At 71.3% G+C, this 24,974-nt stretch carries 21 protein-coding genes; 4 read left to right on the top strand and 17 right to left on the bottom strand.

Annotation, left to right across the window (positions count from 1 at the left end; genetic code table 11):
- Window positions 1-90 precede the first annotated feature (90 nt).
- Window positions 91-2,937, bottom strand: a complete 2,847-nt coding sequence (locus Afe05nite_RS06150; RefSeq protein ID WP_203815978.1) for a putative bifunctional diguanylate cyclase/phosphodiesterase — start codon at window positions 2,935-2,937, stop codon at window positions 91-93.
- Window positions 2,938-2,997: 60 nt separating this feature from the next.
- On the opposite strand from Afe05nite_RS06150, the gene Afe05nite_RS06145 reads away from it, so the two are divergent.
- A complete protein-coding gene (locus Afe05nite_RS06145; RefSeq protein WP_203815977.1) occupies window positions 2,998-3,624 on the top strand; it encodes a class I SAM-dependent methyltransferase in 627 nt (208 codons plus the stop codon).
- Between the two features lie 34 nt (window positions 3,625-3,658).
- On the opposite strand, the gene Afe05nite_RS06140 is transcribed toward Afe05nite_RS06145, so the two are convergent.
- The 14 genes from Afe05nite_RS06140 to Afe05nite_RS06075 all read right to left on the bottom strand — a co-directional run bounded on the left by Afe05nite_RS06140 (window position 3,659) and on the right by Afe05nite_RS06075 (window position 19,770).
- Window positions 3,659-4,390: an HAD family hydrolase gene (locus Afe05nite_RS06140; RefSeq protein WP_203815976.1), complete on the bottom strand. Its 732-nt coding sequence runs from the start codon at window positions 4,388-4,390 to the stop codon at window positions 3,659-3,661.
- A 1-nt stretch (window position 4,391) separates the two neighbouring features.
- Window positions 4,392-5,147, bottom strand: coding sequence for an ROK family protein (locus Afe05nite_RS06135; RefSeq protein WP_203815975.1), 756 nt, complete (start codon window positions 5,145-5,147; stop codon window positions 4,392-4,394).
- A gap of 48 nt (window positions 5,148-5,195) precedes the next feature.
- Window positions 5,196-6,467 (bottom strand): hemolysin family protein, encoded by a 1,272-nt coding sequence (locus Afe05nite_RS06130; RefSeq protein WP_203815974.1) that lies wholly within the window; start codon window positions 6,465-6,467, stop codon window positions 5,196-5,198.
- Between the two features lie 27 nt (window positions 6,468-6,494).
- Window positions 6,495-7,469 carry a DNA-3-methyladenine glycosylase family protein gene (locus Afe05nite_RS06125; RefSeq protein WP_438867661.1) on the bottom strand — a complete coding sequence of 325 codons (975 nt, stop codon included), beginning with the start codon at window positions 7,467-7,469 and terminating at the stop codon, window positions 6,495-6,497.
- Between the two features lie 180 nt (window positions 7,470-7,649).
- Window positions 7,650-8,909, bottom strand: a complete 1,260-nt coding sequence (locus tag Afe05nite_RS06120) for a Pecanex-like protein 1 (RefSeq protein ID WP_239117588.1) — start codon at window positions 8,907-8,909, stop codon at window positions 7,650-7,652.
- 45 nt (window positions 8,910-8,954) lie between these two features.
- Window positions 8,955-9,740, bottom strand: coding sequence for a DUF4142 domain-containing protein (locus Afe05nite_RS06115; RefSeq protein ID WP_203815973.1), 786 nt, complete (start codon window positions 9,738-9,740; stop codon window positions 8,955-8,957).
- 34 nt (window positions 9,741-9,774) lie between these two features.
- A complete protein-coding gene (locus Afe05nite_RS06110) occupies window positions 9,775-10,488 on the bottom strand; it encodes a hypothetical protein (protein WP_239117587.1) in 714 nt (237 codons plus the stop codon).
- A gap of 175 nt (window positions 10,489-10,663) precedes the next feature.
- On the bottom strand, window positions 10,664-11,440 hold the full coding sequence (locus tag Afe05nite_RS06105) for a zf-HC2 domain-containing protein (RefSeq protein ID WP_203815972.1): 777 nt from the start codon (window positions 11,438-11,440) through the stop codon (window positions 10,664-10,666).
- Window positions 11,440-12,120 (bottom strand): sigma-70 family RNA polymerase sigma factor, encoded by a 681-nt coding sequence (locus tag Afe05nite_RS06100; RefSeq protein ID WP_203815971.1) that lies wholly within the window; start codon window positions 12,118-12,120, stop codon window positions 11,440-11,442. Before Afe05nite_RS06100 ends, Afe05nite_RS06105 begins: the two co-directional genes overlap by 1 nt.
- Before the next feature lie 380 nt (window positions 12,121-12,500).
- Window positions 12,501-13,466 carry a hypothetical protein gene (locus Afe05nite_RS06095; RefSeq protein ID WP_203815970.1) on the bottom strand — a complete coding sequence of 322 codons (966 nt, stop codon included), beginning with the start codon at window positions 13,464-13,466 and terminating at the stop codon, window positions 12,501-12,503.
- Window positions 13,463-15,952 (bottom strand): AAA family ATPase, encoded by a 2,490-nt coding sequence (locus Afe05nite_RS06090; protein WP_203815969.1) that lies wholly within the window; start codon window positions 15,950-15,952, stop codon window positions 13,463-13,465. The genes Afe05nite_RS06095 and Afe05nite_RS06090 overlap by 4 nt, the downstream gene beginning before the upstream one ends.
- Window positions 15,949-17,100: an exonuclease SbcCD subunit D gene (locus tag Afe05nite_RS06085; protein WP_203815968.1), complete on the bottom strand. Its 1,152-nt coding sequence runs from the start codon at window positions 17,098-17,100 to the stop codon at window positions 15,949-15,951. Before Afe05nite_RS06085 ends, Afe05nite_RS06090 begins: the two co-directional genes overlap by 4 nt.
- A 9-nt stretch (window positions 17,101-17,109) precedes the next feature.
- A complete protein-coding gene (locus Afe05nite_RS06080) occupies window positions 17,110-18,897 on the bottom strand; it encodes an ATP-binding protein (protein ID WP_203815967.1) in 1,788 nt (595 codons plus the stop codon).
- Between the two features lie 120 nt (window positions 18,898-19,017).
- Window positions 19,018-19,770 carry a pyrimidine reductase family protein gene (locus tag Afe05nite_RS06075; protein WP_239117586.1) on the bottom strand — a complete coding sequence of 251 codons (753 nt, stop codon included), beginning with the start codon at window positions 19,768-19,770 and terminating at the stop codon, window positions 19,018-19,020.
- A gap of 185 nt (window positions 19,771-19,955) precedes the next feature.
- Here Afe05nite_RS06075 and Afe05nite_RS06070 point away from each other — a divergent pair, with 185 nt between their 5' ends.
- Together Afe05nite_RS06070 and Afe05nite_RS06065 are read left to right on the top strand one after the other, a co-directional pair.
- Window positions 19,956-20,672, top strand: coding sequence for an ACT domain-containing protein (locus Afe05nite_RS06070; protein WP_203815966.1), 717 nt, complete (start codon window positions 19,956-19,958; stop codon window positions 20,670-20,672).
- 92 nt (window positions 20,673-20,764) lie between these two features.
- Window positions 20,765-21,808: a GNAT family N-acetyltransferase gene (locus tag Afe05nite_RS06065; protein ID WP_203815965.1), complete on the top strand. Its 1,044-nt coding sequence runs from the start codon at window positions 20,765-20,767 to the stop codon at window positions 21,806-21,808.
- A 269-nt stretch (window positions 21,809-22,077) separates the two neighbouring features.
- On the opposite strand, the gene bsaP is transcribed toward Afe05nite_RS06065, so the two are convergent.
- Both bsaP and bioB read right to left on the bottom strand, forming a co-directional pair.
- Window positions 22,078-22,254, bottom strand: coding sequence for a biotin synthase auxiliary protein BsaP (gene bsaP, locus Afe05nite_RS06060; RefSeq protein WP_203815964.1), 177 nt, complete (start codon window positions 22,252-22,254; stop codon window positions 22,078-22,080).
- Window positions 22,255-22,259: 5 nt separating this feature from the next.
- Window positions 22,260-23,255, bottom strand: coding sequence for a biotin synthase BioB (bioB, locus tag Afe05nite_RS06055; protein WP_203815963.1), 996 nt, complete (start codon window positions 23,253-23,255; stop codon window positions 22,260-22,262).
- A gap of 84 nt (window positions 23,256-23,339) precedes the next feature.
- Here bioB and Afe05nite_RS06050 point away from each other — a divergent pair, with 84 nt between their 5' ends.
- On the top strand, window positions 23,340-24,476 hold the full coding sequence (locus Afe05nite_RS06050; RefSeq protein ID WP_203815962.1) for an 8-amino-7-oxononanoate synthase: 1,137 nt from the start codon (window positions 23,340-23,342) through the stop codon (window positions 24,474-24,476).
- Window positions 24,477-24,974 lie beyond the last annotated feature (498 nt).

Below are 24,974 nucleotides of genomic sequence, written 5' to 3'. Positions count from 1 at the left end.
CTGATAACCGGCGAGACCCAGCCGGGCCCGGAGGCGTGGCGGCGGGCGCTGGCGTTCACCCTCGACGGCCTGCGCCCGCCCCCGTCCGCGCTAGACCCGGACGATCGTCGCGGCCATCTGACTCAGCGCCTCGGTGCCGTCGACCGGACTCGACCACAGGTAACCCTGGCCGAGCCGGCAGCCCAGCGCGGCGAGCAGGTCGCGGTAGGCGGACGACTCGACGCCCTCGGCGATCACGGTGAGGTTCAGCGAACGGGCGAGCTCGACGACATCGGGCGCGGCGCTGACGATCTTGAGTACGTCGATCGGCCGCCCGGTCAGATCCCCGGCCGGCGGAGAGCTGACGTCGTCGATCGCCACCCGTACGCCATAGGTGCGCAACTCCGCCAGGTCGCGCCAGACCGGGTCCTGGTCCCCGGTCAGCACCGACTCGGTGAGCTCCAGCATGAGCGCGTGCGGCGGCACCCCGGCGGCCTCGAGCGCGGCCCGGATCTCGGCGACGAAACCGGTCTCCCGGAACTGCCGCACCGAGACGTTGACGCTGACGTACGGCTGGCGGTCCGCCGGCAGCACGTGGCGCCACTGCGCGACCGTGTGCAGCGCCTGCTGGAGCACCCACCGGCCGATCGGCACGATCAGACCGCTCTCCTCGGCGACCGCGATGAACTCGGCCGGCGCCACCACCCCACGGTTCGGGTGATACCAGCGGACCAGGGCCTCGAAGCCGACCGGCCGGTCCGACGACAGGTCCACGATCGGCTGGTAGTTGAGCAGGAAGTGGCCCTCGTGAACGGCGTGTTCGAGGGCGGACCGCAGTTCGACCCGCTCCACCATGGCGCCGTGCTGTCGCGACTCGAAACGGCGCCACTGGTTCTTGCCGGCGCCCTTGGCCACGTACAGCGCGAGGTCGGCCTGGCGCAGCAGTTCGTCGGCCTCGGCGGCCTCCGGGGTCACGGTGATGCCGATGCTGGCCACCGCGGTCACCGTCAGGCCGGACCCGTCGACCACCACCGGCTCGGCGAGGGCGGTCAGGATGCGGGTGGCGGTCTCCTCGACGGCGACCGGGTCACGGACGTTCTCGATGAGCGCGGCGAACTCGTCACCACCGAGGCGGGAGGCGGTGTCGTCGGCGCGCAACGCCCGGGCGATCCGCTTGGCCACCTCGGTGAGCAGCGCGTCACCGGCCGCGTGGCCGTGCGTGTCGTTGACCATCTTGAAGTCGTCGAGGTCGATGAAGAGGACGCCGACCAGGGAACCGTCCCGGGCACCGCGGGCGAGCGCGTGCTCGAGCCGGTCCTGGAAGAGCGTGCGGTTGGCGAGCCCGGTCATCGCGTCGTGGAAGGCCTGGTGGGTGAGTTTCTCCTCGAGCCGGCGCTGCTCGGTGACGTCCCGCAGGGTGTAGACGAGCCCCGCCACGGTCGGGTCGTCGCGCAGGTCCGAGCACTGCACCTCGAGCACGATTTCGGCCGGCTCCAGCACCGAGGGCAGCGACTTGCCCGACGGATCGAACCCCAGCACGCGTACGGCGGACGGGCTCGCGTACCGGATGCTCTCGTCCTCGTCGACGATCAGGATGACGTCCGCCGTGTTCCGCACCAGCGCCCGGAAGTAGTTCTCGCTGTCCCGGCGGGCCACCTCCCGGACGAGCTCGATGCGTTCGAGGGCGAGCGCGGCCTGCCCGGCGAGCACCTCGATGGCCCGGCGCAGACCCGGCAGCTCGTCGTCCGGCGCGGCCACGTGCAGCACGCCGACCAGTGGCTCGGCCGTGGTGGGGCGGTCCCGCAGCACCATCGGACAGCGCAGCGCGGTGCTGAACTGGGTGAGCCGCACCTGGACCGCCCAGTCGACGTCCCGGGTCGCGACGATCCGCGCCACGGTGCCGGCCTCCCGGTCGACGGCGGCCTGCGCGGCGGCGCCCGCCGAGACCGGCTCGTCCTGGGCGAACGGCATGGCGAGCACGACCCCGTGCGGGGTGCCGGGCGGCAGCAGATCGGCCACCGCGATGCGTACGGCGTCGGCGACCGCCTCCACGTCGGCCGCCGACACCAGCGCCGCCGACGCCTCGCGCAGCGCCCGCTCTCGGGCCAGCGCCCGGCGGTGGTTCCGCATGATCCCCGCCATCCGGGCCAGGACCAGCAGGAACATCAGCGCGCTGAGCACCGCCACCGCGGTCGGGTCACCGGTCAGCAGGACCACCGGGGCGACCAGCCCGAGCAGCGCGAGCCGACGCCGGCTGCCCTCGGCCGGGGTCCGCTCGGCCGGCCGGCTCAGCTCGGTCATCGACGGGTGCAGGGCGGCCAGGCCGGCCGCGGCATAGAGCGCGAAGCGGCCCAGCACCGACACGCTGTCGCTGAGCCGGCCGAGCTCGGAGCCGACATCGGCGACCAGCATCACCGACACACCGGCCCCGAGCAGACCGCCGGCCGGCACCCGGCGACCGGCCGCGGTCAGCAGGCGCAACAGCACGCCGAGGCAGAGCAGGTCGCCGGCCGGGTAGGCGAACATCAGCCAGTCCCCCGCCGCGGCCCGCGGGCCGAGCAGGAAGGTCCAGCCGAGCAGGGCGCCGCCGGTGGTGAGGATCAGCGCGTCGAGTAGAGCGGCCCGGTCACCGACCCGCCCGGTCCGGCGCCGGATGAAGATCCAGAGAACCCCGGCCAGGGCCGGGTAGGCGGCAAGGAGCAGACCAGCTCCGAGCTGATGTACGCGCGGGCTGTCCGACCCGTACGCGACCACGCCGAGGGCCGAGGCGAGGACGGCCGCTCCCAGCAGGCTCCACGGGTCGCGGTCGTCGGCCCGGTTGCGGCGTACGCCGAGAAGGATCGCGGCGATGGCCGACAGACCGGCCGCGAGGTGCAGGGCCGGCTGCGCGGAGGGCATCAGGGAGAAGGCCGCCCCGAGGGCCACCATCCACCCGCCGAAGATCACGGCGACCGGCATCACGCCGGATCTGATCGGCCCGCCGGAGTCCGGTCTGAGGGAAAGCGGCACAATCGGGGGGTGCTCCTCGAGTTCATTCGCAGCAACACCAGTCCCGCGCCGGTTCCGTTCGTCCCCGAAGTGACCCTGTTCCAGGCGGACGAGCCGATCGCGCTGTGGGAGAAGACCGAGGAGCTCGGCGTCGAGCAGCCGCCCCCGTTCTGGGCGTTCGCGTGGGCGGGCGGCCAGGCGCTGGCCCGGCATCTGCTCGACCACCCCGACCTGATCTCCGGGCGCAGCGTGCTCGACCTGGCCACCGGGTCCGGGCTGGTCGCCGTGGCGGCCGCGCTGGCCGGCGGAAAACCGGTGGTGGCCAACGACATCGACCCCTATTCGCTGGCCGCCGCGGCCGCCAACGCCCAGGCGAACGGGGTCACGGTCGACACCGTCGAGGCGGACGTGCTCGACACGGTGCCGGCCGAGCAGGTGGTGCTGGCCGGTGACGTCTTCTACAGCCGGGAGATGGCCGTCCGGGTGCTGCCGTTCCTGCGCCGGGCCGCTTCGCACGGGGCGCTGGTGCTCGTCGGCGACCCCGGGCGGGCCTACCTTCCGGAGGGCCTGATCAAGCGGGCGAGCTACGACATCCCCGTGCTCGAGTCACTCGAGAGCGTCAAGATCCGGAGCACCGCCGTCTGGCAGATCACCTAGTCCCGGTCGGCCGGGCGGGGACAAGTTCGTACGGTCAAAGGCTCTTGGCGATGAGATCGCAGAGTTCGTGGCCGTCGCAGATCTCGTGGTCGGGGGTCGGCCAATCCGCTTCGCGCTCGGTGTCGGTGCGGGGCGAGCGCATCAGGATCGCGCGAGCCACGTCGGCCCGGCGGGCACAGGCCACGTCGCGGCGGCGGGAATCGCCGACGAACCAGCAGTTCTCCGGGGGAACGCCCAGTTCGTCGGCGGCGTTCCAGATCATCTGCGGGTTGGGTTTGCGGACGCCGGCTTCGTCGCTGTAGATCTGCACGGCGAAGTACGGACTCAACCCGACCTTTCGCAGGAAGTCCCGGTGCGCGGCCCCGGACAGGGTGTTGCTGACGATGGCCAGCGGGATGTCGGCGGCATAGGCCGTGTGGACGGCTTCCGGGATTCCCGGGCGAAGCTCCCAGTTGTCCCGCCAGGCCCATTCGTAGCTCAGCTTCTTGACCGCGCCCCGCACCGGCACCTGCGCGGCCGGCGGCCAGCCCGGCAGGACGAACCGCTCCCAGACCTCGGCCTGCGACAGTTCGTCCGGCCAGTCCTCGTCGCGCCAGTCCGCGTAGTTCGCCGACCCCTCGGTCAGCGAGCGCTGGATCTGGCCCGGGGTCAGCGCGCCCCGGGTCAGGTTGTAGATCCGCAGGACGAGGGAGGGAGGCGCGGAACGCTGCGGCGGGGCGTCCGCGACGGTTCCGCCGAAGTCGAGCAGGATCGCGCCGGGCGGCATCTCAGCGAGACGTTCCCAGGCTCCACGCGCGCACCCCGCCGACGATACCCGCCGTGTTGGGCACCACGACCACGTCGTCGCCCATTCGCGCCAGCTGGGCCGGGGTGAGCAGACGCGAGTTGCCGCCGCCCAGGTAGAGGCGGTCCCAGAGGAAGACCGGCCGCAGGCCCTCGACGACGTTGCGCACCCGGCGCGACCAGAGCGCGTCGCCGAGCCGGCGGCGCTCGTGCTCGCCGATGTAGGTGTCGTAGGACATCCCCCAGCGCACCGGGGCCTGCGACATCTCGAGGTGCGGGGCGAGCACGCCGCCGTCGAACAGGGCGCAGCCGAGGCCGGTGCCGAGGGTCAGCATCAGTTCGCAACCGGTGCCGGCCACCACCCCGGCCCCGTGCACCTCGGCGTCGTTGAGCACCAGCGTGGGCAGACCGAACGCCTCGGCGAGGGCGGTCCGGGCGTCGAAGCCGTGCCACGCCAGGACCAGCTCGGGATCGATCCTGGTGCGCGGGCCGCTGCGGGTCACGTAGTGCGGGGTGGCCACCACCACGCCGTGCCGGAGCATGCCGGGCATGCCGACCGTGACCCGGTCGGCGGTGGGCAGCCGCTCGCCCAGCTGCACCAGCGTCTTGACGAACAGGTCGGGCGGCAGTGGATAGGGGGTGGGGACGCGCAACGGCTGAGCCCGCATCGTGCCCGCCTCATCGAGCACGGAGCCCTTGATGCCACCGCCACCGCAGTCGATAGTCAGGGTGAAAGCCACGCCGCCAGTTTGCCTGGCGGTTACCTTCCAGCACAGTAAGTGTGACCCCTATGTCCCCTCGACCGCCTTTTCGAGCGGCCGCAGGCGCACCCGGGTGATCGCCCGGCCGGTCACCTCGACCACCTCGGCGGTGAACTCCGGCAGCTCCACCACCTCGCCCGGCCGGGTCGGGATGTGCCCGAGGACGGCGAGCACCATGCCGGCCACCGTGGTGTAGTCGCCGTCGTCGTGCAGACCGATGTCGGGCAGGTCGTGGATGGGGAACGTGCCCGGCATCAGCATCGCGCCGTCCGGCTCGTGCACGACCGCCGCCACGTCCCGGTCGGTCTCGTCGTAGATCTCGCCGACGATCTCCTCGACCAGGTCCTCCATCGTGATGATGCCGTCGATCGCGCCCCGCTCGTCGACCACGAGCGCCAACTGGGCGCGTTCGCCGCGCATCTGGCGCAGCGCGTCGGACACCCGCAACGTCTCGGGCAGGAACAGGCCGGGGCGGCACAGCGCGTCGACCGGGGCGTTCGCGTCGATCAGGTCGCGCAGGTGCACGACCCCGATCACGTCGTCCAGGCCGGCCGGGCCCACCACCGGCGCCCGCGAATGGCCGCCGGCGATCAGCGAGCGCAGAGCCTGATTCGCCGGGGTGCCGGTGGGCAGGGTGAGCACGTCCCGGCGGGGCACCAGGATCTCGCGCAGGATCCGGTCGGCGATCTCGAAGGCGCCGCTGATGATCGTGCGCTGCTCGGCCGAGAAGTCCTGCTGGGCGGCCACCATGTCGCGGATCTCCTCGGTGGTCACCTCCTCGCGCTGGGCCTGCGGGTCGCCCCCGGCCAGCCGCACGATCAGGTTTGTCGACACCCCGAGCAGCCACACCGCCGGCCGGGAGATCATCGAGAGCACGTCGAGCGGGCGGGCCACCAGCAACGCCCAGCCCTCCGTGCGCTGCATGGCGATGCGCTTCGGGGCCAGCTCACCGATCACCAGGGTGACGAAGGTCAGCGCGATGGTGACGATCACGATGGCCACCGGCTCCGCCGCGTTCCCCAGAAAGCTCAGCGGCTCGAGCAACGGCTTGGACAGCGACACCGCGGCCGCCGCCGACGCCAGGAAACCGGCGAGTGTGATGCCGATCTGGATGGTGGCCAGGAAGCGGTTGGGGTCGCGGGTCAGCCGGCCCAGCACCTGGCCGCTGCGCGACTGCCGCTCCATCCGTTGCACCTGGGACTCGCGCAGGGACACCAGGGCCATCTCGCTTCCCGAGAAGGCGGCGTTCACCAGCACGAGCACCAGAACCAGAACAATTTCCCCGCCAGTGCCACCCATCGGAACAAAGTACCCTTGCCCGGCCGGTCAGAACTTCGCGAAAGACCGAATCGGCATTCTCGGGCCGAATCGGGGCGCCCGGATGCCACCGGCGGCCAGCAGGTCACAGACCCGGGCCCGGTGGCCGCGGAACGGTTCCAGCAGCTCCAACATGCGCTCGTCACTTCCGCGCGCCTCGCCGGCCAGCCCGAACGCCACCGTGTTGGGGACGTGGTAGTCACCGACGCTCACCGCGTCGGCGTCGCCGTAGGCGATCCGGGTCACCTCGGCCGCGGTCCACGGGCCGATGCCGGGCAGGGCGGTCAGGCGCCGGGTGGCGTCGGCGGAGTCGGGGCATTCCTCGAGCCGGGCGGCGACCTGGGCGGCGCGCAGCAGGGCCTGGGTGCGGCGCTGTTCCACGCCGAGCGGATGGAAGGCCCAGTAGGGCGTCGCCGCTATCGCGGCGGGATCGGGCGGGAGAAGCAGCTCTCCGGGCCCCGGTGCCGGCTCACCGAATCTCTGGGCGATCTTGCGGTACGCCCGGAACGCCTCGACGCCGGTCACCTTCTGTTCGAGGACGGCTCGCAGTACGCGGTGGAAGAGCATCCCGGTTCGCGGCATCCGGACGCCGGCGAAGGTGCGGGCCAGTTGACGCACCACAGGGTGGCTCGCGGCCAGCGCCGGGAAGGCGGTCACGTCGTCCTCGAGACCGGCGATCGCGGCGGCGTGCTCGGCCAGCCAGTTCGCGCCCGGTCCGTACGTCGTGGCGGTGATCTCGCCCGATCCCGCGCGCCTCAGGTGGATGGCACCGGGTCCGTCGGGGGTGCGGGCCGCCAGCCGGAACTCGTCGCGGGCCAGCCGGGCCACCGGGTCGAACTGGGGGGCCACCAGCGGGGCCAGGGTGCGGCCGAAGTGATAGCGCTCGGGCGGGGTCAGCCGGCGGGTCACCTCATGCACCGAGCCACCATAGCTTTCTTTTTCCGCCAGGCCGATGGCCCTGACCGCGCTCCCGGTCAGGGCCATCGGTGGGCGATCGGACACCCGAGTGGTCCGAATCGCCTGGAGCCGTTCACTGCTGCCGTCCGTCAGGGGGAAGGACGGCACCGATATCGATGGGGGGTCCTGGCGAGGGCGGGGCCGTGTCGGCGGCCCTGCCCCCGGTCAGGTTCGATACCGGTCGAGTGGCGGCTCTTGGCTCAGTTTCTACTTGCCGCCCTGCTGGCCGTTGTTGCCCTGCTGGCCGTTGTTGTTGCCCTGCTGGCCGTTGTTGCCCTGCTGGCCGTTGTTGTTGTTGCCACCCTGCTGGCCGTTGTTGTTGCCACCCTGCTGGCCACCGTTGTTGCCGCCGCCGTTCACGACCCGGATCTTGACCGCGTCGAAGGCGGGGGTCTCGTTCGCCCGCTCCATCATCGGGATGCGGTGCGAGCCGTCACCGGCCCACGAGGCGCACTGCGCGGTGCCGGAGGTCGGCAGACCGGCGACCTGGATGGTCACCTCGTCGGGGGCCTTGCCACCCTTCTTGTCCTCGGTGGCCACGAAGAACGCGGGCACCGGCGACGGGTCGGGGGCCTCGGTGAGGCTGGCGAGCATGCGGCACGCGGTGTGGAAGTGGCCGCGCTCGATGCCGCCCTGCAGAACCGAGCTCTCCACGTAGTAACCACCCTGGCCGGCCGCGAGGAAGCGGTCACGGATCAGGTTGCGGGTGCTCACCTTGATGGTGAACGGCGTGTTGACCTGCACCACCGGCGGCGACTGGGTGATCAGCAGCGACGAGTTGTTGGCCGCGCTGGAGACCTCACCGAACTCGGTGGAGACGCAGCGGTCGCCCTTCTGGAAACCGTCGTGCGGGGTGAGCTTGCTGGTGGCGCAGCTGTTGGTCAGCACGCCGAGGCCGGCACCGGGCGGCGGGGTGGCCTGACCACCGTTGTTGCCGCCGTTGTTCCCACCGTTGTTGTTCCCACCGTTGTTGTTGCCGCCGTTGTTGTTGCCACCGTTGTTGTTGCCACCGTTGTTGTTGTTGCCGCCGTTGTTGTTGCCACCCGCGTTGGTGTTGGCGGAGGTGGCACCGGCGCTCGGTGCGGCGGTGGCGTTGCCCTTGCCGCCACCCTTGCCGCCGTTGTTGCCGACGTTGTTCATGACCCACTGGCGGCAGCGTGACCGCAGTTGGGCCGTGGTCGCCACATCGCCCGCACCGTCGTCCGCGTGCTGCGTGATCTGGCCGTTCTTCTCCGTCCACGTGCCCTTGCGGGTCTTGGTGGACAGCTTGGAGCCGGCCGGAGCCTGGACGTTCTCGCAGGCGGAGAGCGCCTTCTTCTGGGTGCGCTGGGTGCTGGCACTGGAGACCTGGGTAACGGTCACGATGCCGCCGAACGCCACCAGGGTGGCGGCTACCGCGATGATCCGCCGTCGGCCGCTGAACCAACCGGACTTCGTGGATGCGCGCCGGTAGTTAGACCTTCGCATGGGTGACACCTTTCTTTGTCTCGACCTGGACGCGGGTTCGGGGGTCTACCGCGCCCGGAAGATGCGCATGGTCGTGATGACGCCGGCCACAAGTGCGGCGGCGAGAACTAGGAGGATCACGGACGTGCTGGCCCCGGGGATTCCGCTGCGGCCGGCGCTCGCCTGGGCGAGCATGTTGGCGTCCACCGGAACGGGACCGCCACCGGGCTGGACCGGCGCGGCCGCGGTGGGCAGCGAGCCGTAGTCGACGATCCCGCTCGACTCCAGCAGTGTCATGTGCGTCATGACGAACTGGTTGGCCTGCTGGGCCAGCTGCCGGACGGCGTCGTTGCGGGTGCTTGCCCGGATCGTCGCGATGGCCGGGAAGATCTTGCCGTGCGCGGCCCGGAGCCGGTCGATGTAGATCTGGTCGAACGTCGCCGCGTTCGCCTTCTTCATCTCGTCGAGCCAGCCCTGCTGGTCGGCGTTCGGCGTGGCCGGAAGGTCGACATTGAGCTTCTTGGCCACCTCCCGGTCGAGCTGATCGAGCACGACGTGCTGGGCCGAGATGGTCTTGCCGATCTGCACGACCCGGGAGTCTTCGGACTTCTCCTGGGCCATGTTGCCGGCCGGGATCTCCCACAGCCCAGCGAGCCGGACCTTCACCACGAAGTCGACGTCGGCGGCACTCACCGAACCGGCGCCCTTCGCGTTGAACGACGACTGCGGAACGGGTACATCCCCGCCGGCGGCGTGCGCCGGTGACACCGGCGCCAGCAGGAATGCCAGCGCAGTTGCCGAAATGCCCACCATCCAGCGCTTGAGCTGACGGGACGAGCGAGCGGCAAACATTTGCGACCTCCGGGTTTCTCGATTTGCGCTTACGTCAGTAGCTGATCTCGCCGCCGGCACTGCCGGAATCGGACGACTCAGCACCCGATTTGTCAGCGGGCGGGGCTACCGGCTTGGAGACCGCGGGGAGGCAGGTGAGGTTCTTGGCACCGGTCGGCTCGATCACGAACCATTTGCCGGAGACGTTCTGGCCCTTCCAGGAACCGGGCTTCTTGTCACCGATGTAGGTGTAGACCGGCCAGCCCTTGATGGTCAGCTGCTTGGTGCCGTCGGCCCGGGTGACCGTGCCCACGACGTCGGCCGAGACACCCTTGAGGGTGGGCTTGCCGTCGTTGGTCAGAGTGGGCGGCCAGATCTTGGCGCAGTCACCGTTGCAGTTGGACTTGGCCGGGCTGTTCGAGTCACCGTCGAAGCGGTAGAGGACGAAGCCCTTCTCGTTCTCCACGACCTTGCCCATCCGCTTGACCGACGTGCCGGTCAGCGCCTTGGTGATCTGGTCGTCGGGGAGCTCCGTGCCGGTGCCCGAACCGGGAGGCGCGGTGGCGTCCGGGTCGGCGTTGGCGGCCGGGTCGCTGGTGGCGGCCGGGTCAGCGGTCGCGCCGGGGCTGGCCGCCACTTCGTTCGAGGCGGGCTCGGCGGCGTTGCCGTAGTCGGCGGCGTCATATCCGGTTGGGGCACAACCGGCCACTGCCAAAGCCGCTGCGATGGCAGCACCCGCGACCATCAACTTGCGCTTCTCCGGTACCACGTGCCCTCCAGTGATCGTGCTTCTGGCGCTTCCGGGCAGTAGTACGAGGCGCGGGCCGCGACGGTTGAACACTCGGCCCGATCAATTTCCTTAATTCTCTTTGAAGTCCGCCGGGGCGCCTGGACATGACAAAAGGCCCGGCCAATTGGCCGGGCCTTTTGACGCTCCGCGTTTATTACGGTACGCGAACCAGGGTGTCGCCGACTCCCGAGGAAGTGACTTCCTGAACCGTGAGGTGCGCGATGTTCTCCCGCGGTGTCGCGGTGATGGACTGGAGCATGAGCGGCGCCGGGTTGGCGGCCGTGCCCCAGCCCTTGTCGGCCGGAACGCTCCACGACACGAGCGGCTCGGTGGTGCCGTCGGTGTGCACGGCGATCAGCCGGCACGTCTTCGGACCCTGGATGTTGGAGATGGCGAAGGAGATCTGGGTGCCCCAGTCCTTCTTCTCCATCGCCACGTCGGCGGCCACCCCGGTGCGTGGGTCGGTGGCGCTGTAGCGCTGGCCGGTCAGGTCGGGGCCACCGATGCCGGCACCGTCGCTGTTGGGCAACGGGTCGAGCTGGCTGCTGCTGCGGCCGGCGGTGGTGGCTGGTGAGGTGGAATCAGGGGCGAAGAGCTTTCCGCCCGCGAACAGTGCGCCGATCGACAGCATCGCGAAGACGACCACGGCGGCAGCCAGTGAATAAAGTCGGCGGCTGTTTGCCTTCCGCCGCTCCTGGCTGACCGTACCGATCATCTTGTGCAGCACCCGGCCATCGCGCTGGGACTCCTCGGCCGCAATCACCGCGCCGGCGTCGACGTCGGCCAGCAGGTCAGCGACCTGCACGAACGACTCGAGCTCGAAGGCGCAGCGTGGGCACTCGATGAGGTGGTCCTCGAACCGAGCGGCATCCCGCTCGTCCAGCACACCGAGAGCGTACGACGCGACGTCGTAGTGCTCCTCTTGCGTCATTACTCCGTCACCCCCCGCTGCTGCAGCGCGGTACGCAGCGCACGCAGAGCGTAATACACACGGGACTTGGCGGTACCGAGCGGAAGATTGAGCTTCTCCGCCGCCTCGGGCACCGTACGCCCCCGGAAGTAGGTCTCGATCAGGATCTCGCGGTGCGACTGGCTCAGCTCACGCAGCGCGTCGGACACGGTCATCGACTGGAGAACCCGGTCGGTGTCGTCCGACTGACTGGGGAAGCTCTCCAGCTCGCGGTCGTACGTCTCGGCGGGGCGAGCACTGGCGCTGCGGTGGTCGTCGATGGCGATCCGCCGGGCGACGGTCACCAACCACGGCCGCAGCGACTGCTGGCCCTGCGCACCGAGCCGGTGCGCGTTACGCCAGGCCCGCAGCAACGTCTCCTGGACGATGTCCTCTGCGCGTTGACGGTCTCCACCCGTCAGGCGCAGCACGAACATCAGCAGGGGTCCGGCATGCTCCTCGTAGAGCATGCGTACGAGGGTGTCCTCATGGCTGGCCGTACCGGAGTCGGGGGCGCCGTGCCGCGGAGCTTGCCGCGGGATCACCGAACCACTGTCTTCAGCGCGACCACCGTCGAGAGACTGCCACCGACCGCCGGATCTCTGTTGTGTCATCAGGCACATCCCGTCCGGCGCGAGCCGATCCTCGACCACCGCATGCATTGATACCTCCGCCCGGAGCTTTCCCCGTCGCCTGATGTACGGCCGGGGGCACCTGCCGGGATCAACGGTGGCGGGGAAATTTCCAGGACGCGGGTTATCAACGGTCCTCCGGTGTCGTGTGGGGGCGGCACGGCGCACAGCGGTAGCCGATGAATTCATCCATCTACACCGATATGCCTACCAGGGCAGCAGAATGATACTCAGCCACAGGGGCAACAGGGAACGCCCTTCTGAGCAGGGCTGACGCACAGCGCGTCCGGTTATTACCGGTGCGTAGGCGCGCGCTTTCGGAGCGTCTTACTGGGAGCGCTCCCAGCTGTCCCCGCCGTCCGTTCGGAGGACCCGCGATGCCTGGTCGGACCTTTCGGGCGCGACCCGCGTTATGTCCGGCTTCGGGCGGTGGCCAGCGTCAACGCGCGATGCAGCACGCGAGAATCGCCGAGCATGCCGCGCAGCCGGCGCTCGAGTCCGGCGATCGGCACAAGATTTTGCGGAGCACGCGGATCTTTGTAGGCCGAGGACGCGAATCGGGGCAGGGTGGCCCCGGAGATCTCGGCCAGCTCGATCGCCTGCTCCGGGGTGAGGTCGGGCGAGCACTCCACCCGGACGATGCCGGACCACGGCGCACCCGAGCCGCCGGGCAACCGGAGATACCAGGACCAGCCGCCCCAGACCGTGCCGGTGTGGAAGACCGGCGTGCGCTGACCGGGCTGCAACGAGGTCACGACCATGTTGAGAGTCGCCGACAGGTAGAGCTTCTGCTGCGTCTTCACATAGCCGATGGTGCGCGGGAGCTGCCGCCGGCTCCGCAACGGACCGTCGACGACGAGCAGGTCGTCACCGCCGTCCCGGGCCATGTCGGAAATGTCGATCTCCAATGCGGTGAGCGACGGCTGGACGGCGGCCGGAAGCATGCTCGCCTCGCCCGGCCCGGACACCCGGTGCACCTCGTAACGCACCGAGCCGGCCTGCAGGTCGGCGGCCGTCGGGCTGGCCGTGAACAGTCCCCGACCGATCCGGGCGCCGACCAGCTCGGCCACCCCCCGGCCCAGGTCGCAGCGCACCACCCCGGCCGCGTAGGACGCCGCCAACCCGGCATAGGTGGTGCCGTCGTCCTCGGCCGTCCACAGCCCGGCGTCGTTCCGGCGCACCCCGTCGACCAGGAACACCACGTCCGGCCGGCGGGCCTTGCGGGCGCCGTCGATCGGCGCCCACCGCGCCGCCGGCACCTCTACATCGGTGTCCACCTGGGCGCTGCTCGGCGAGGCCGGCCCGTCACCGCCGGAACCGCCCTCCAGGGACGCGCCGTACGACGGGTCCCAGGCGTCGACGAACATCCGCGTCACAAGCCGACCCTCTCCACGTGCGCGGTGCGCGCGTCCTTGTGCACCTCGAACCGCACCGGCACCCGTTCGGCCAGCGTCGGCACGTGGGTGACCAGGCCGACCATCCGGTCGCCGCGGGCCGCCAGGTTTTCCAGGGTGGCGGCCACCACGTCGAGCGTCGCCACGTCGAGCGTGCCGAACCCCTCGTCGAGCACTATCGACTCGAGGCTGGCGGCCGTCGTCGACATGCCGGCCAGCTGCTCCGACAGGGCGAGCGCGAGCGACAGCGAAGCCTGGAAGGTCTCGCCGCCGGAGAGCGTGCGCACCCCGCGCCGCAGCCCGGCGTCGTGCTGATCGATGACGTAGAACTCGCCCTTGTCGTGGATCAGTTCGTACTGGCCGCCGGTCAGGTCGCGCAGAATCCGGGTCGCGCCGTCGACGAGCAGGTCGAGCGCCTCCTCGAGCAGCCATCGCTCGAAGTTGTTGGCCCGCAGGTGACCGGCCAGCGACTTGGCCACCCGCCCCTGCTGCTGCAGCGTCATCCGCTGCCCGCTCAGTTCGTGCGCCTGCTCCCGCCGGTCGGCCAGCCGCTTCCAGGCCGCCTCGGCCCGCTCGGCGGCCACCGCCGCGGCCCGGATGAGCTCGGATTCCCCGCCCCTGGTCGGCGCGGTCAGGCCGGCCTCGGTGAACAGCGCGCCCACTGTGGCGAACGCGTGCACCGCGGCCTGGTGGGCGGTGGTCACCGCGGTCTGCGCCTCGGCCCGTGCGGCCTCGCGCCGCCGGTGCTCGCCGGCCGCCCACTCGACGAGCGTCAGCCAGGCGCCGGACAGGTCCTCCCGGTCGGCCGGCGGCGGCCCGAACCGGGCCACCCCGTCACGCATCTGGTCGAACGTGCGCCACGCCGTACGCTCCCGCTCCTCGGCCTGATGCGCGGCCGCCTGCGCCTTGCGCTGGGCCTCGCGGGCCGTGCGCACCGCCGTGCCGGCCTGGTCGAGTTTGCGCTGCAACCGGCTGATGTCGGCGAGCTGCCGTTCCAGGGCCGGTACGCCCGGGAAACCGGCCACCACCGCGCGCACCTCGGCGACCCGGGACACGTGGTGCTCGTGCTGGGCGCGTTTGCGCTCGAGGTTGCCCTCCAGCTTGCGAGCCACCGCGTCGCGCTGCTTCCACGCCGACTCGGCCACCTCGGCGGCGGCCCGCGCCGCCTTGCCGGTCGCCTCGGCCGCCTGCACCGCGGAGCCCGCGGGCATGGCCGGCACCTGGGTCACCGTCTGCTCGCACACCGGGCAGGGACCGCCCGCGGTCAGGTGGGCCCGCAGCGCGGCCGCCTTGTCGAGGCGCTGGGCCTCGGTGTAGTCGAGACGTGCCTGCTCGAGCAACTGGGTGGCGCCCAGGCGGGCGCTGTGGGCGAGCTCGGCGCCACTCTGCGCGTCCTTGAACTCGACCTCGGCGACCTGCACCTCGCCCGCGAACCACTCCTCCTGCCCGAGGAGTCGTTCCAGCTCGGCGTGCCGGTCGAGCATCAGCTTCAACGAGCCGGCGTCGCCGGCCGCGGCGAGCTCGCCGCGCACCTTCTCCTCGCGCTCCTCGGCGGTGCGGATCTCCTCGGCGGCCTCGGCCGCACCCGCCCTGGCGACCGCTGTCGCGCCCGCGATCTCGGCCGACCCGGCCGGTGTCCGGACGGCGGACAGCGCCCGCAGCTCCGCGTCGAGCGCGTCCCGTTTCGCCGATGCCTCCGACTCCTGCTGGTGTGCCTCGCGCAACCCCGGGACGGCCGCCTCGACCGCACCGGTGAGCCCGCGCATCCGGGTCACGACACTTTCGGCCGCCTCGACCGCCTCGTCGGAGGCGTCCTCGAGACCCGCCAGCTGCTGGTCGACGAGGCCGAGCTTGGCCTCGGCGGCGGCGGCCCGGCCGGTGGCGCGGGTCTGCACCTCCTCGTAGACCTGCAGGCCGAGCAGGTTGACCAGGATCTCCTGGCGGACGGCCGGCTTGGCGTGCAGGAAGTCGGCGAACTTGCCCTGCGGCAGCACCACACAGCTGGTGAACTGCTCGTACGGCAGGCCGACCGCCTCCATCACCGCCGCGTCCATCTCGGCGGGCGTGCCGGCCAGCACCTCGCCGAGGTCGTCGAGGTCCATGCCGGTGTCGAGTTTGGTCACGTCGAAACCGCGCGGCATCAACTGCAGACCGGCGCCGGCCGTCTTGACGTTGCCCCGGCCGTCGCGGCGCACCACCCGGGTCGCGACGTAACGCTCGTTGGCCGACTCGAAGACCAGCCGCACCTTGGCCTCGGCGGCGCTCGGCGCGAGCGCGTTGGCGATGCCGCGGGCGCCGCCCCAGCGCGGCACCTGCCCGTAGAGGGCGAAGATGATCGCGTCGAGAACAGTCGACTTGCCCGAGCCGGTCGGGCCGACCAGGGCGAAGTAGTCGGCGTCGCTGAAGTCCACGGTGGTCTCGTCCCGGAACACCGTGAACCCGGTCATGTCGAGTCTGATCGGCCTCATGAGTCGCTGCTCACCTCGTCGTAGAGCTCGTCGAACAGCTCACGGACGCCGTCCTCGGCGTTACCGCGGTTGTCCAGGTAGTCGCCGAAGAGCTGGCGGGGCGACCGGCCGGCCCGCTGCGCCATCCGCTCACCCGCCTTGTTCGGCAACATCTCCGGGTCGATCCGGACCTCGAGCGCGTTGGGCAGCATCTCCTGCACGTCCTCGCGCAGGCCGACCCGTGGCGTCTCGCGCACCAGGACACGGAGCCAGGCATCCGGAAGGTTCACCGTGGCGAGTTGTTCGAGCGTGCCACGTACGGTCCGCAACGGCCGCGCCGACGGAATCGGCACGTCACGCACCCGGGCCGCCTTGTCGGTGCCGACGTCGACGATCGCCACCGACGGCACGTTCTCCTCCTCGCCGAAGTCGACGGCGAGCGGACTGCCCGAATAGCGCGTCGGGCAGGGCGAGATCACCGACTGCGAGCGGTGCAGGTGGCCGAGGGCGACATAGTGGCAGTTCGGCGGGAAGACGGTGGCCGGCACCGCGTAGCCCATGATGGTGTGCGCCTCGCGCTCGCCACCGCCGGCCGTCGCCCCGACGATCGTCAGGTGGGCGGTGAGCAGGTTGAGCACGCCCGGCTCGGCGAACTTCTCGCTGAGCTTGGCGATCAGGCGGGCGATGTGGTCGGCGTAGGTCTGGTTGGCCTCCGCCGCCGACAGGTCGTACATCTCGGCGGCGCGGATCGCGTAGCGCTGGGACAGGAACGGCAACGCCACCAGCTGCCAGCGCTCGCCCGCCTCGGTCTGCCCGCGGATCAGCAACTCGTCCGGGTTCTCCCGCACCGAGCCGCGCAGCTCGATGCCGGCCGCGTCGGCCCACGGGCGCAGCGCGTCGAGCGCCGGGCCGTTGTCGTGGTTGCCACCGATCGCCACCACGATCGCGCCGGTACGCCGCAGCGCCGACAGCGCCCGGGTCACCACCCTCGTCGCGTCGGCCGTCGGTGCCGCCGTGTCGTAGAGGTCACCGGCGACGATCACCAGGTCGGGACGCTCGGCCTTGGCGATCTCGACGACCTGGGCCAGCACCTTGATGTGCTCGTCGAGCCGGTTGCGGCCCTTGAGAACCTTCCCGACGTGCCAGTCGGACGTGTGCAGAATCCGCATCGGAGAACCTTAGAACGGGATGTCGTCGTCGGCCGCGCCCCGGCCACCCACGACCGCGAACGGGTCGGCGCCCTGGACTATCGAGCGCATCGTCGAGGACGGCGGCGGGCCCGACTCGGACTTGCGGGTGGCCCAGGCCGGGAACGGGAACTCGACGCAGAGCGGAACCGGGATGTCGGGCTGGTTGACGAACATCGTGCCGGGCCGGGCCAGCAGCGCCCGCTGTCGCATGGCGGGCGGCAGGAAGCCGTATTCGGGCCGGGCCGCCTCGGCCGGGTCGAGCCGGCCGACCACCCGGATCGCCGAGTTGGTCACGATGCGCCGCTCGACCTCGCTCGCGGTCTGCTGCGCGCCGATCAGGATCACGCCGAGTGACCGGCCGCGCTCGGCGATGTCGAGCAGCACCTCCTTGATCGGCGAGGTGCCCTCCCGCGGCGCGTATTTGTTGAGCTCGTCGAGCACCACGAAGAGCAGGGGGCGGCCGGTGCCGGCTTTCTCCTTCTCCTCGAACTCGGTCTTGAGCGTCACGCCGACCACGAAGCGCTGGGCGCGGTCGGGCAGGTTGTGCAGGTCGACGACCGTCACCTGGGCCGACTCGGCGGTCTTGATCTGGTGCGGGCGACGCGAGGCCAGATCGCCGCGGATCAGCCGGGACAGGTCGCGCTTGCTGCCGATCAGCCGCCGGGCGAACGCGTTCACCGTGCCCATGTTGACCGCGCTGCCCGCCCAGGTCGAGCGGGTGTCGTCGTCGGTCAGCTGGTCGACTACGTGGTCGACCAGATCGCCGTAGGAGGAGATGCGCCGGCCGTCGATGCTGATGCCGCCCTCGGCCGGGACCGCGTACCGATTGAGGTGCGCGGTCACCGAATGCACGACCATCGTGTATTGCTGGCGCTCGTCGTCGGCGTCGGCGAACACGTAGGGCAGCAGTTTCTTGTCGCAGAACTCCTCGAGCGTCCAGTAGAACGCGTCGACGCCGGTCAGCCGGCTGCTCACGTCGGGCGCGCCGGACGAGTCGCCGGCCCGGGGCGGCGCATAGACGCGCACGTCGGAGAAGGGCGTCGCGGGCAGCTCGAGCAGCTTGTAGGCGGACATCGTGCCGGCGTCGAGCTTGGTGTTGGGGTGGTCGAGGAACAGCAGGTCCTCGCCCTTGACATTGAAGATCAGCGCGCGTGCGTTGGCCCCGTCGGCACCCAGCTGACCGGACCGGAACACCGAGTAGAGAAGGAAGGTGGCGAAGCTCGTCTTGGTCGCCACCCCCGAGATGCCGGAGATGGAGACGTGCGCGCCGCGGGTGCCGTCGAGGAAGTCGGCGTTGAGGAACACCGGCACCCCGTCGCGGCCGGTGCCCATCGGGATGCGCCGCTCCATCCGGTCGAAGTGCAGCGCCGCGTCCCGCGCCTCGCCGGTGGCCCGGTGCACCACGGCGCCGGGCGCGGGCGGGACGTAGAGCTCGGGGTCGACCCGGGTGGTGGTGATCTCGGCTGCCTCCTGCACCACGGCCGGCAGGGTGCCCTCCGCGATGGCGAAGACGTCGGAGTCGAACTGGGCGCCCTCGTGCCGGGCCCGCACCTGGGTCACCACGCCGGCGATCGTCACCGGCTCACGGTCGGGCAGTTGCCGGGTGGTCACCACGACGTCGTCGAGTTGCAGGTAGCTCCCGTCGGCCACGGCCGTCCAGAACTGCAGCGGCGTGGCGTCGGCGGTGCCGAGCACCCGCCCGACGGGGTCCCCCGGCGATTTGGCACTCTGTTTTCCACCGCGGGTGGGCTCAGCTTCGTCAGACACGCCGATCATGTTGCACCAGGGGTACGACAGAAGCCGCACCTGGAGTGGGTTGGCACTCGTTGTCCACAACTTCTGGTGGCCATCCACAGATTTATCCACAAGATCTTGATCAGCCTGTGGAGGCGCGCCCTATCGACGACGCGCGTACCGCAGGAAAAGCATGTCCTCCCGGGAGAGGATGTGCCGCAGCGACATCTCGCGCGGCACGGCCGGCGCCCCGGCGGAAATACGGCCGGGGCCGCCGCCGACCAACCGGGGCGAGACGGTCAGGCAGAGCTCGGTGACCACGTCCTCGGCGATCATCGAGCCGAGCAGGCGGGGGCCGCCCTCGCCCAGGATCTGGGTGGCGCCGCGGGCGTTGAGCTGGGCTATCCCGTCGGCCAGACCGTCGGCGACGAGCACCTCGGCGTGTTCGCCGGCGGCGCCCAGGTCCGTTCCCGGGCCGGTCAGGATGATCGGCTTGATCGGGGCGTCGGCGAAGACCAGCTGGTCGTAGTCGAGGTCGAGGCTGTTCGAGACGATCACCATGAGCGGGAACTCGGGGATGCCGTGCTGTCGCCGCCACGCTCGGGCTTCCGGAGTCAGGCGCAGGGCGTCGTATTTTTCCGCTTTCACCGTCCCCGAGCCGACCACGAGCGCGTCGCAGACCATCCGTAACGTGTCGAAGATCTGCTTGTCCCCCGGCCCCTGGAGCCCGGCGGACAGGCCGTCGACCGACACCGCCCCGTCGATGCTGGCGATGAAGTTGACCCGCATCGTGGGCGCCGAGTCGCGCGGATAGAGACCGACCAGGTCAGCCGGCCGCTCCTGATAGACGCTCATGGGCCGGGCGGTCCCGTCACCGGCGGCGTCGGCACCGGCGGCCGGTGCTGGCAGTCGCACCACGAGCCACCCCGGCACTTCTTGTGTCGCTGCTCCCGGCAGGCCTTGCAGATCACCTCCTCACCCTAATCCGGCCATGTCTTGACGGCCGGGACACGGTCGCGCAACCAGGGCGAAACGGTGATTTGGCAGCCTGGACGCCACGGAGACGGCGTTCCGAGCCGTCGCCCGACGGGAGGAGTTGCATGTTGCTGCGGGTTCGAGTCACCCTGCCGGACCGTCCCGGTGCCCTCGGCCAGGTGGCCCGCACGCTCGGCGTGGCCGGTGCCGACATCGTCCAGGTGGTCGTCCTGGAACGACTCGGCGGCCGGGCGGTCGACGACTTCACCGTCGTCTGGCCGGGCGCGTCCCGCGTGGAACGCCTCCTCGCCGGTCTCGCCGCCATCCCGGGCGTACAGGTCGACGGCGTGTGGAAAGCGATCGGCGCCCCGGTCAACGGTGGCCACGACGCCGAGCTGCTCGCCCAGGTCGCCGCCAACCCGGCCGACGGCCTCGCCACCCTCGTCGACGCGGTCCCCGCCCTGCTGGCCGCCGACTGGGCGGCCGCCGCGGTGGTGCCGGCCGACTGGGCCGCGCGGGCCGGTGTGCCCCGGTCGCAGCCCGACCTCACCGGCGACGCCACCACGGTCTACGCGAGCTGGCGTGCTCCCGCCCCGCTCCAACTCCCCGAGATCACTCCGCTGCGGGCCCGCCCGATCACCACGCCCGACGGCGTGCGCTACGCGGTGGCGCCGTTCGGCCGGGCCGGACTGGTGCTCGTGGTCGCCCGCGAGGACGCCGAGGAGCTGCCCGCGGCCGCCTTCCACATCACCGAGGTCGACCGGGTGGCGCAGCTCGTCCGGGCCGCCGCGGTGATCCTCGGCGACCGGCTCGACACCGCCGGGGTGCCCGTCGTCATGTGACCGGACTCTCGGGGAAATTGCAGCTCAAGCAATGTCTGGTTAACACCGCCGCGAGAGAATTGGAGCCGGGAGAAGCTGAGAGGAGTGCCGACATGGCGCTGTGGCGGATCCGGGCAACGGTGGACGACCGACCGGGCTATCTATCCGTTCTGACCGCGAGCCTCGCGCTCAGGTCGGTGAACATTCTCGCCGTCCAGGTGCACACCACCGAGGCCGGCGCGATAGACGATTTCCTCATCGACGCGCCCGACGCGCTCACCGAGGCCGACCTGCTCGGGGCGATCGCCCGGGGCCGTGGCCGCAACGCGTTCGTGGCCCGCGCCGAGGCGGAAGGACTCGTCGACCAGCCGACCAGGGCGCTGGCCCTGGCCGGCCGACTGGTGCACGACCACGACGCGCTGGGCGAGGCGCTCGTCGCGCTCCTCGACGCCACGGAGGTTCGGTGGCGGCCCGACTCCCTGCCGGGCCGCCCCGGCTACGACGAGGCCCGGATGACCCTCGCCGATCCGGCCGGCGGTTCCTACGAGGTGCTGCGGGCGCGACCCTCGTTCACGCCCGCCGAGTTCGCCCGTGCGCAGGCGCTGGTCGAGCTGTCCGGCGCGCTCTTCCGCCACCAGCAGGAACAAACCACGCTTCTGCTTCCGGACGGCGCCGAGCTGATCATGCGGCCGGCGGCCCCGGAGGACGCCGAGGGTGTACGAGACCTGCACGCTCGCTGCTCCACCGAGACGATCGCCCGCCGCTACCTGGGCGGGGTCGCGCCGTCCGACGCCCGGACGGTCCGCCTCCTTCAGCCGGCCGGCGGCCGCACCCTGGTCGTGACGTCCGGTCCCAGCGTCGTGGCCATGGCCGGCCTGCTCGCCGAGGGCGACCTCGGCGAGATCGCGATCCTGGTGGAGGACGGCTGGCAGCGACGCGGCATCGGCACCGCGTTGCTGCGGCGCCTGATGGCGTACGCCGAACGGGGCCGCTTCGCGGCGCTGGTGGCCCACACTTCCGCCGACAACGTGCCGATGCTGCGCACCCTGTCGCGCCTGGGCGCCGGCCCAGCCGACCGGGACGGCTCCCTGGTCACGGTGACCCTGCCGGTGCCCGGCCGCGACCCGGTCGGCGACGAGACACCGGCCCTGCCCTAGAGACGAGACACCGGCCGCCGCCACAGGAAAGCGCGGCGGCGGAGGTGGATGAGTCAGCCGATGGTGCGTTCGACGAGTCCGGTGAGGTGACAGCCGCCTTGCTCATGGGGTGAAACAGCCGCAGACCGCCGCGTGAGCGGGAAAGTCGTGGAGCACGTAGCGGCCGGCGATTCCGATGCGGGCGTGGGTCGGGATGCGGCCCATGCGCCAGGCCACCTCGAACCGGCGATCGGCCGATGCTCACTGCGGACAGCACCCCTGGACCAGCCTCAAGCCGTGCGGGTGCCGTGCTCGACGCAACTGGCGCGCCAGCCGGTCGGCACGACCTGCACCTTCATCCGGCGGCGGCACTGGGGGCAGAAGCGCGGCGGCTCCAGCTCGCGGGCCGCCGCGCACGCCGCGTGGTCACCGGCGGCGGCGTTCTCCCCGCAACGGTCGCAGAACATGACCGTCAGAGGGTCGCCGACAGGGCCTTGACCGGCATCTTCAGGTCCTCCAGCAGCGCGAGGTCCTCGGTCGCCGGCCGGCCGAGCGTGGTCAGGTAGTTGCCGACGATCACCGCGTTGATGCCACCGAGCAGGCCATCACGCGTACCCAGATCGCCGAGAGTGATCTCGCGGCCCCCCGCGTACCGAAGGATGGTTCTCGGCATCGCCAGCCGGAAGGCGGCGATCGCGCGCAGCGCGTCCTTGCCCTCCACCACCGGCTGGTCCCCGAGCGGCGTGCCCGGACGCGGGTTGAGGAAGTTCATCGGGACCTCGTGCGGGTCGAGCTCGGCCAGCTGGGCCGCGAACTCGGCGCGCTGCTCGATCGTCTCGCCGAGCCCGAGGATGCCGCCGCAGCAGACCTCCATGCCGGAGTCGCGCACCATCTTGAGTGTGCCCCAGCGCTCCTCCCACGAGTGCGTGGTGACGACGTTGGGGAAGAAGGACCGGCACGTCTCGAGATTGTGGTTGTAGCGGTGCACCCCCATCTCGACCAGCTCGTCGACCTGCTCCTGGGTGAGCATGCCGAGACTGGCCGCGACCTGGATGTCGACGGCCGCCCGGATCGCCTTGACGCCCTCGCGCATCTGGTCCATGAGCCGCTTGTCGGGGCCGCGCACGGCGGCCACGATGCAGAACTCGGTCGCCCCGGTGGCCGCCGTCTGCTTGGCCGCCTCCACCAGCGACGGGATGTCCAGCCACACCGCGCGGACCGGCGACGTGAACAGCCCGGACTGCGAGCAGAAGTGGCAGTCCTCCGGACATCCGCCGGTCTTCAGCGAGACGATGCCCTCGACCTCGACCTCCGGCCCGCACCACTTCATCCGCACGTCGTGGGCGAGTTGGAGCAGCTCGGGAAGGTCTTCGTCGGGAGTTCGAAGGACCTCGAGAATCTCCGCCTCACCGAGGCCGACACCATTCGCAAGCACTTGGGCGCGGGCCCGCTCGAGGATATCTGGCATGCCCGTACCCTACAGACCTTCCACCTCGGTAGGGCTTTCGGCGGTGAGTGATAGTTTCCCTTTCTCGTGATCGATGGGGGTGTCTTGACGGGCTGGTTGGATGCGCTGGAACGCCTCGCCGCAAGCCGGGCGAAGGCCGGGCTCACCCGTCAGCTGCGCCCGCGCCCGGCCGACGACTTCGTCGTCGATCTGGCCGGCAACGACTACCTCGGCCTGTCCGCCCATCCCGCGGTGGTCGCCGCCGCAGCCGACGCCCTTGCCGCGTACGGGCTGGGCGCCACCGGTTCACGCCTGGTTCGCGGCTCGACGGACGCGCACGCCGCCCTCGAGTCGGCCCTGGCCGACTTCCTCGGCTTCCCGGCGGCCCTCGTCTTCTCCTCGGGTTACCTGGCCAACCTCGCCGCCGTCCGCGCCGCCACGGCGGTCTGCGATCTGATCGTCTCGGACGCCTACAACCACGCCTCGCTGATCGACGGCTGCCGGATCTCCGGGCAGCGCACCGTGGTCGCCCCGCACAACGACCCGGCCGCGGTCGCCGCGATCCTCGACGCCCACCCCGGCCGGACTGCCGTGGTGGTGACCGAATCGGTGTTCTCGGTGGACGGTGACCTGGCCTCGCTGGCGTCCCTGCACGAGGTCACCTCGTCCCGGGGCGCCCTGCTGCTGATCGACGACGCGCACGCCCTGGGCCTGCTCGGCCCCGCCGGCGCGGGTGGCGTCGCTGCCGCGGGCTTGGCCGGCCGGCCCGACGTGATAGTCACCGCCACCCTCTCCAAGGCGCTGGGCGGCGCCGGCGGCGTGGTGGCCGCCCCCGCCCCGTTCATCCACCACCTGATCGACACCGGTCGTACGTTCATCTACGACACCGCCCTGCCGCCCGCCGTCGTGGCCGGCGTCCACGAGGCACTGCGGCTGACCACCCGGGCCGACGACCGGCGCGCCACCCTCGCCGCCCGAGCGGCCCGGACCGTGGCCCGCCTCACCGAGGCCGGCCTCGAGGTCGACCCGCCGGCCGCCGCCGTGCTGTCGGTCCCGGCCCCCGGCCCGGAACCAGCCGTGACGTGGGCCGCCGACTGCCGCGACCGCGGTGTGGCGGTCGGCTGCTTCCGCCCGCCGTCCACCCCGGACGGTTCGTCCCGCCTGCGCCTGACCCTCAACGCCGGCGTCCCCGACCAGGCCTTCGCCCGAGCCCTGGACGTGATCGTGGAGTGCGCCCCATGACCGCCCCGACCCAGTCCCCGACCTCCCCCGACATCACCGCCGTGACGACCCGCCTGCCCTCCGCCAACGTCGTCTTCATCCCCACCGCCGGCAGCTTCCCCCTCCCGCCGACGCCGTTCCCCCTCGTCGCGCCCTCGGTCTCCACCGGTGCGCCCACCTCTCTCGCCCCCGCGTCGGCCGAGGCCGCCGGGAACGGCACCGCCGCCGATCCGTTCGGCGACCACTCGCCAACCGGTTTCCGCGACGGACCGCTCGCCGACGACATCCCGGTCGGAGAACCCGCGCCGCCGGTCGAGCCGGCTCTCCCGCAGCGCGGGAGCGGCTCCGGACGTGATCCGGGCGAACCGGAGTCGGCGACCGCACCACCCCGCCCGCCCGCGACCGAGCCGCCCGGCGTCCCGATCTCGCCCGCCCCGATCTCGCCCGCACCGGTCTTCCCCGCGCCGATCTCGCCCGCGCCCGGCTCACCCGCCCCCGGCTCGCCCATGCCGATCTCGC

The organism is Paractinoplanes ferrugineus, from assembly GCF_016862195.1.
GTDB lineage: Bacteria > Actinomycetota > Actinomycetes > Mycobacteriales > Micromonosporaceae > Actinoplanes > Actinoplanes ferrugineus.
This window is presented reverse-complemented; position numbering and strand designations above follow the sequence as displayed.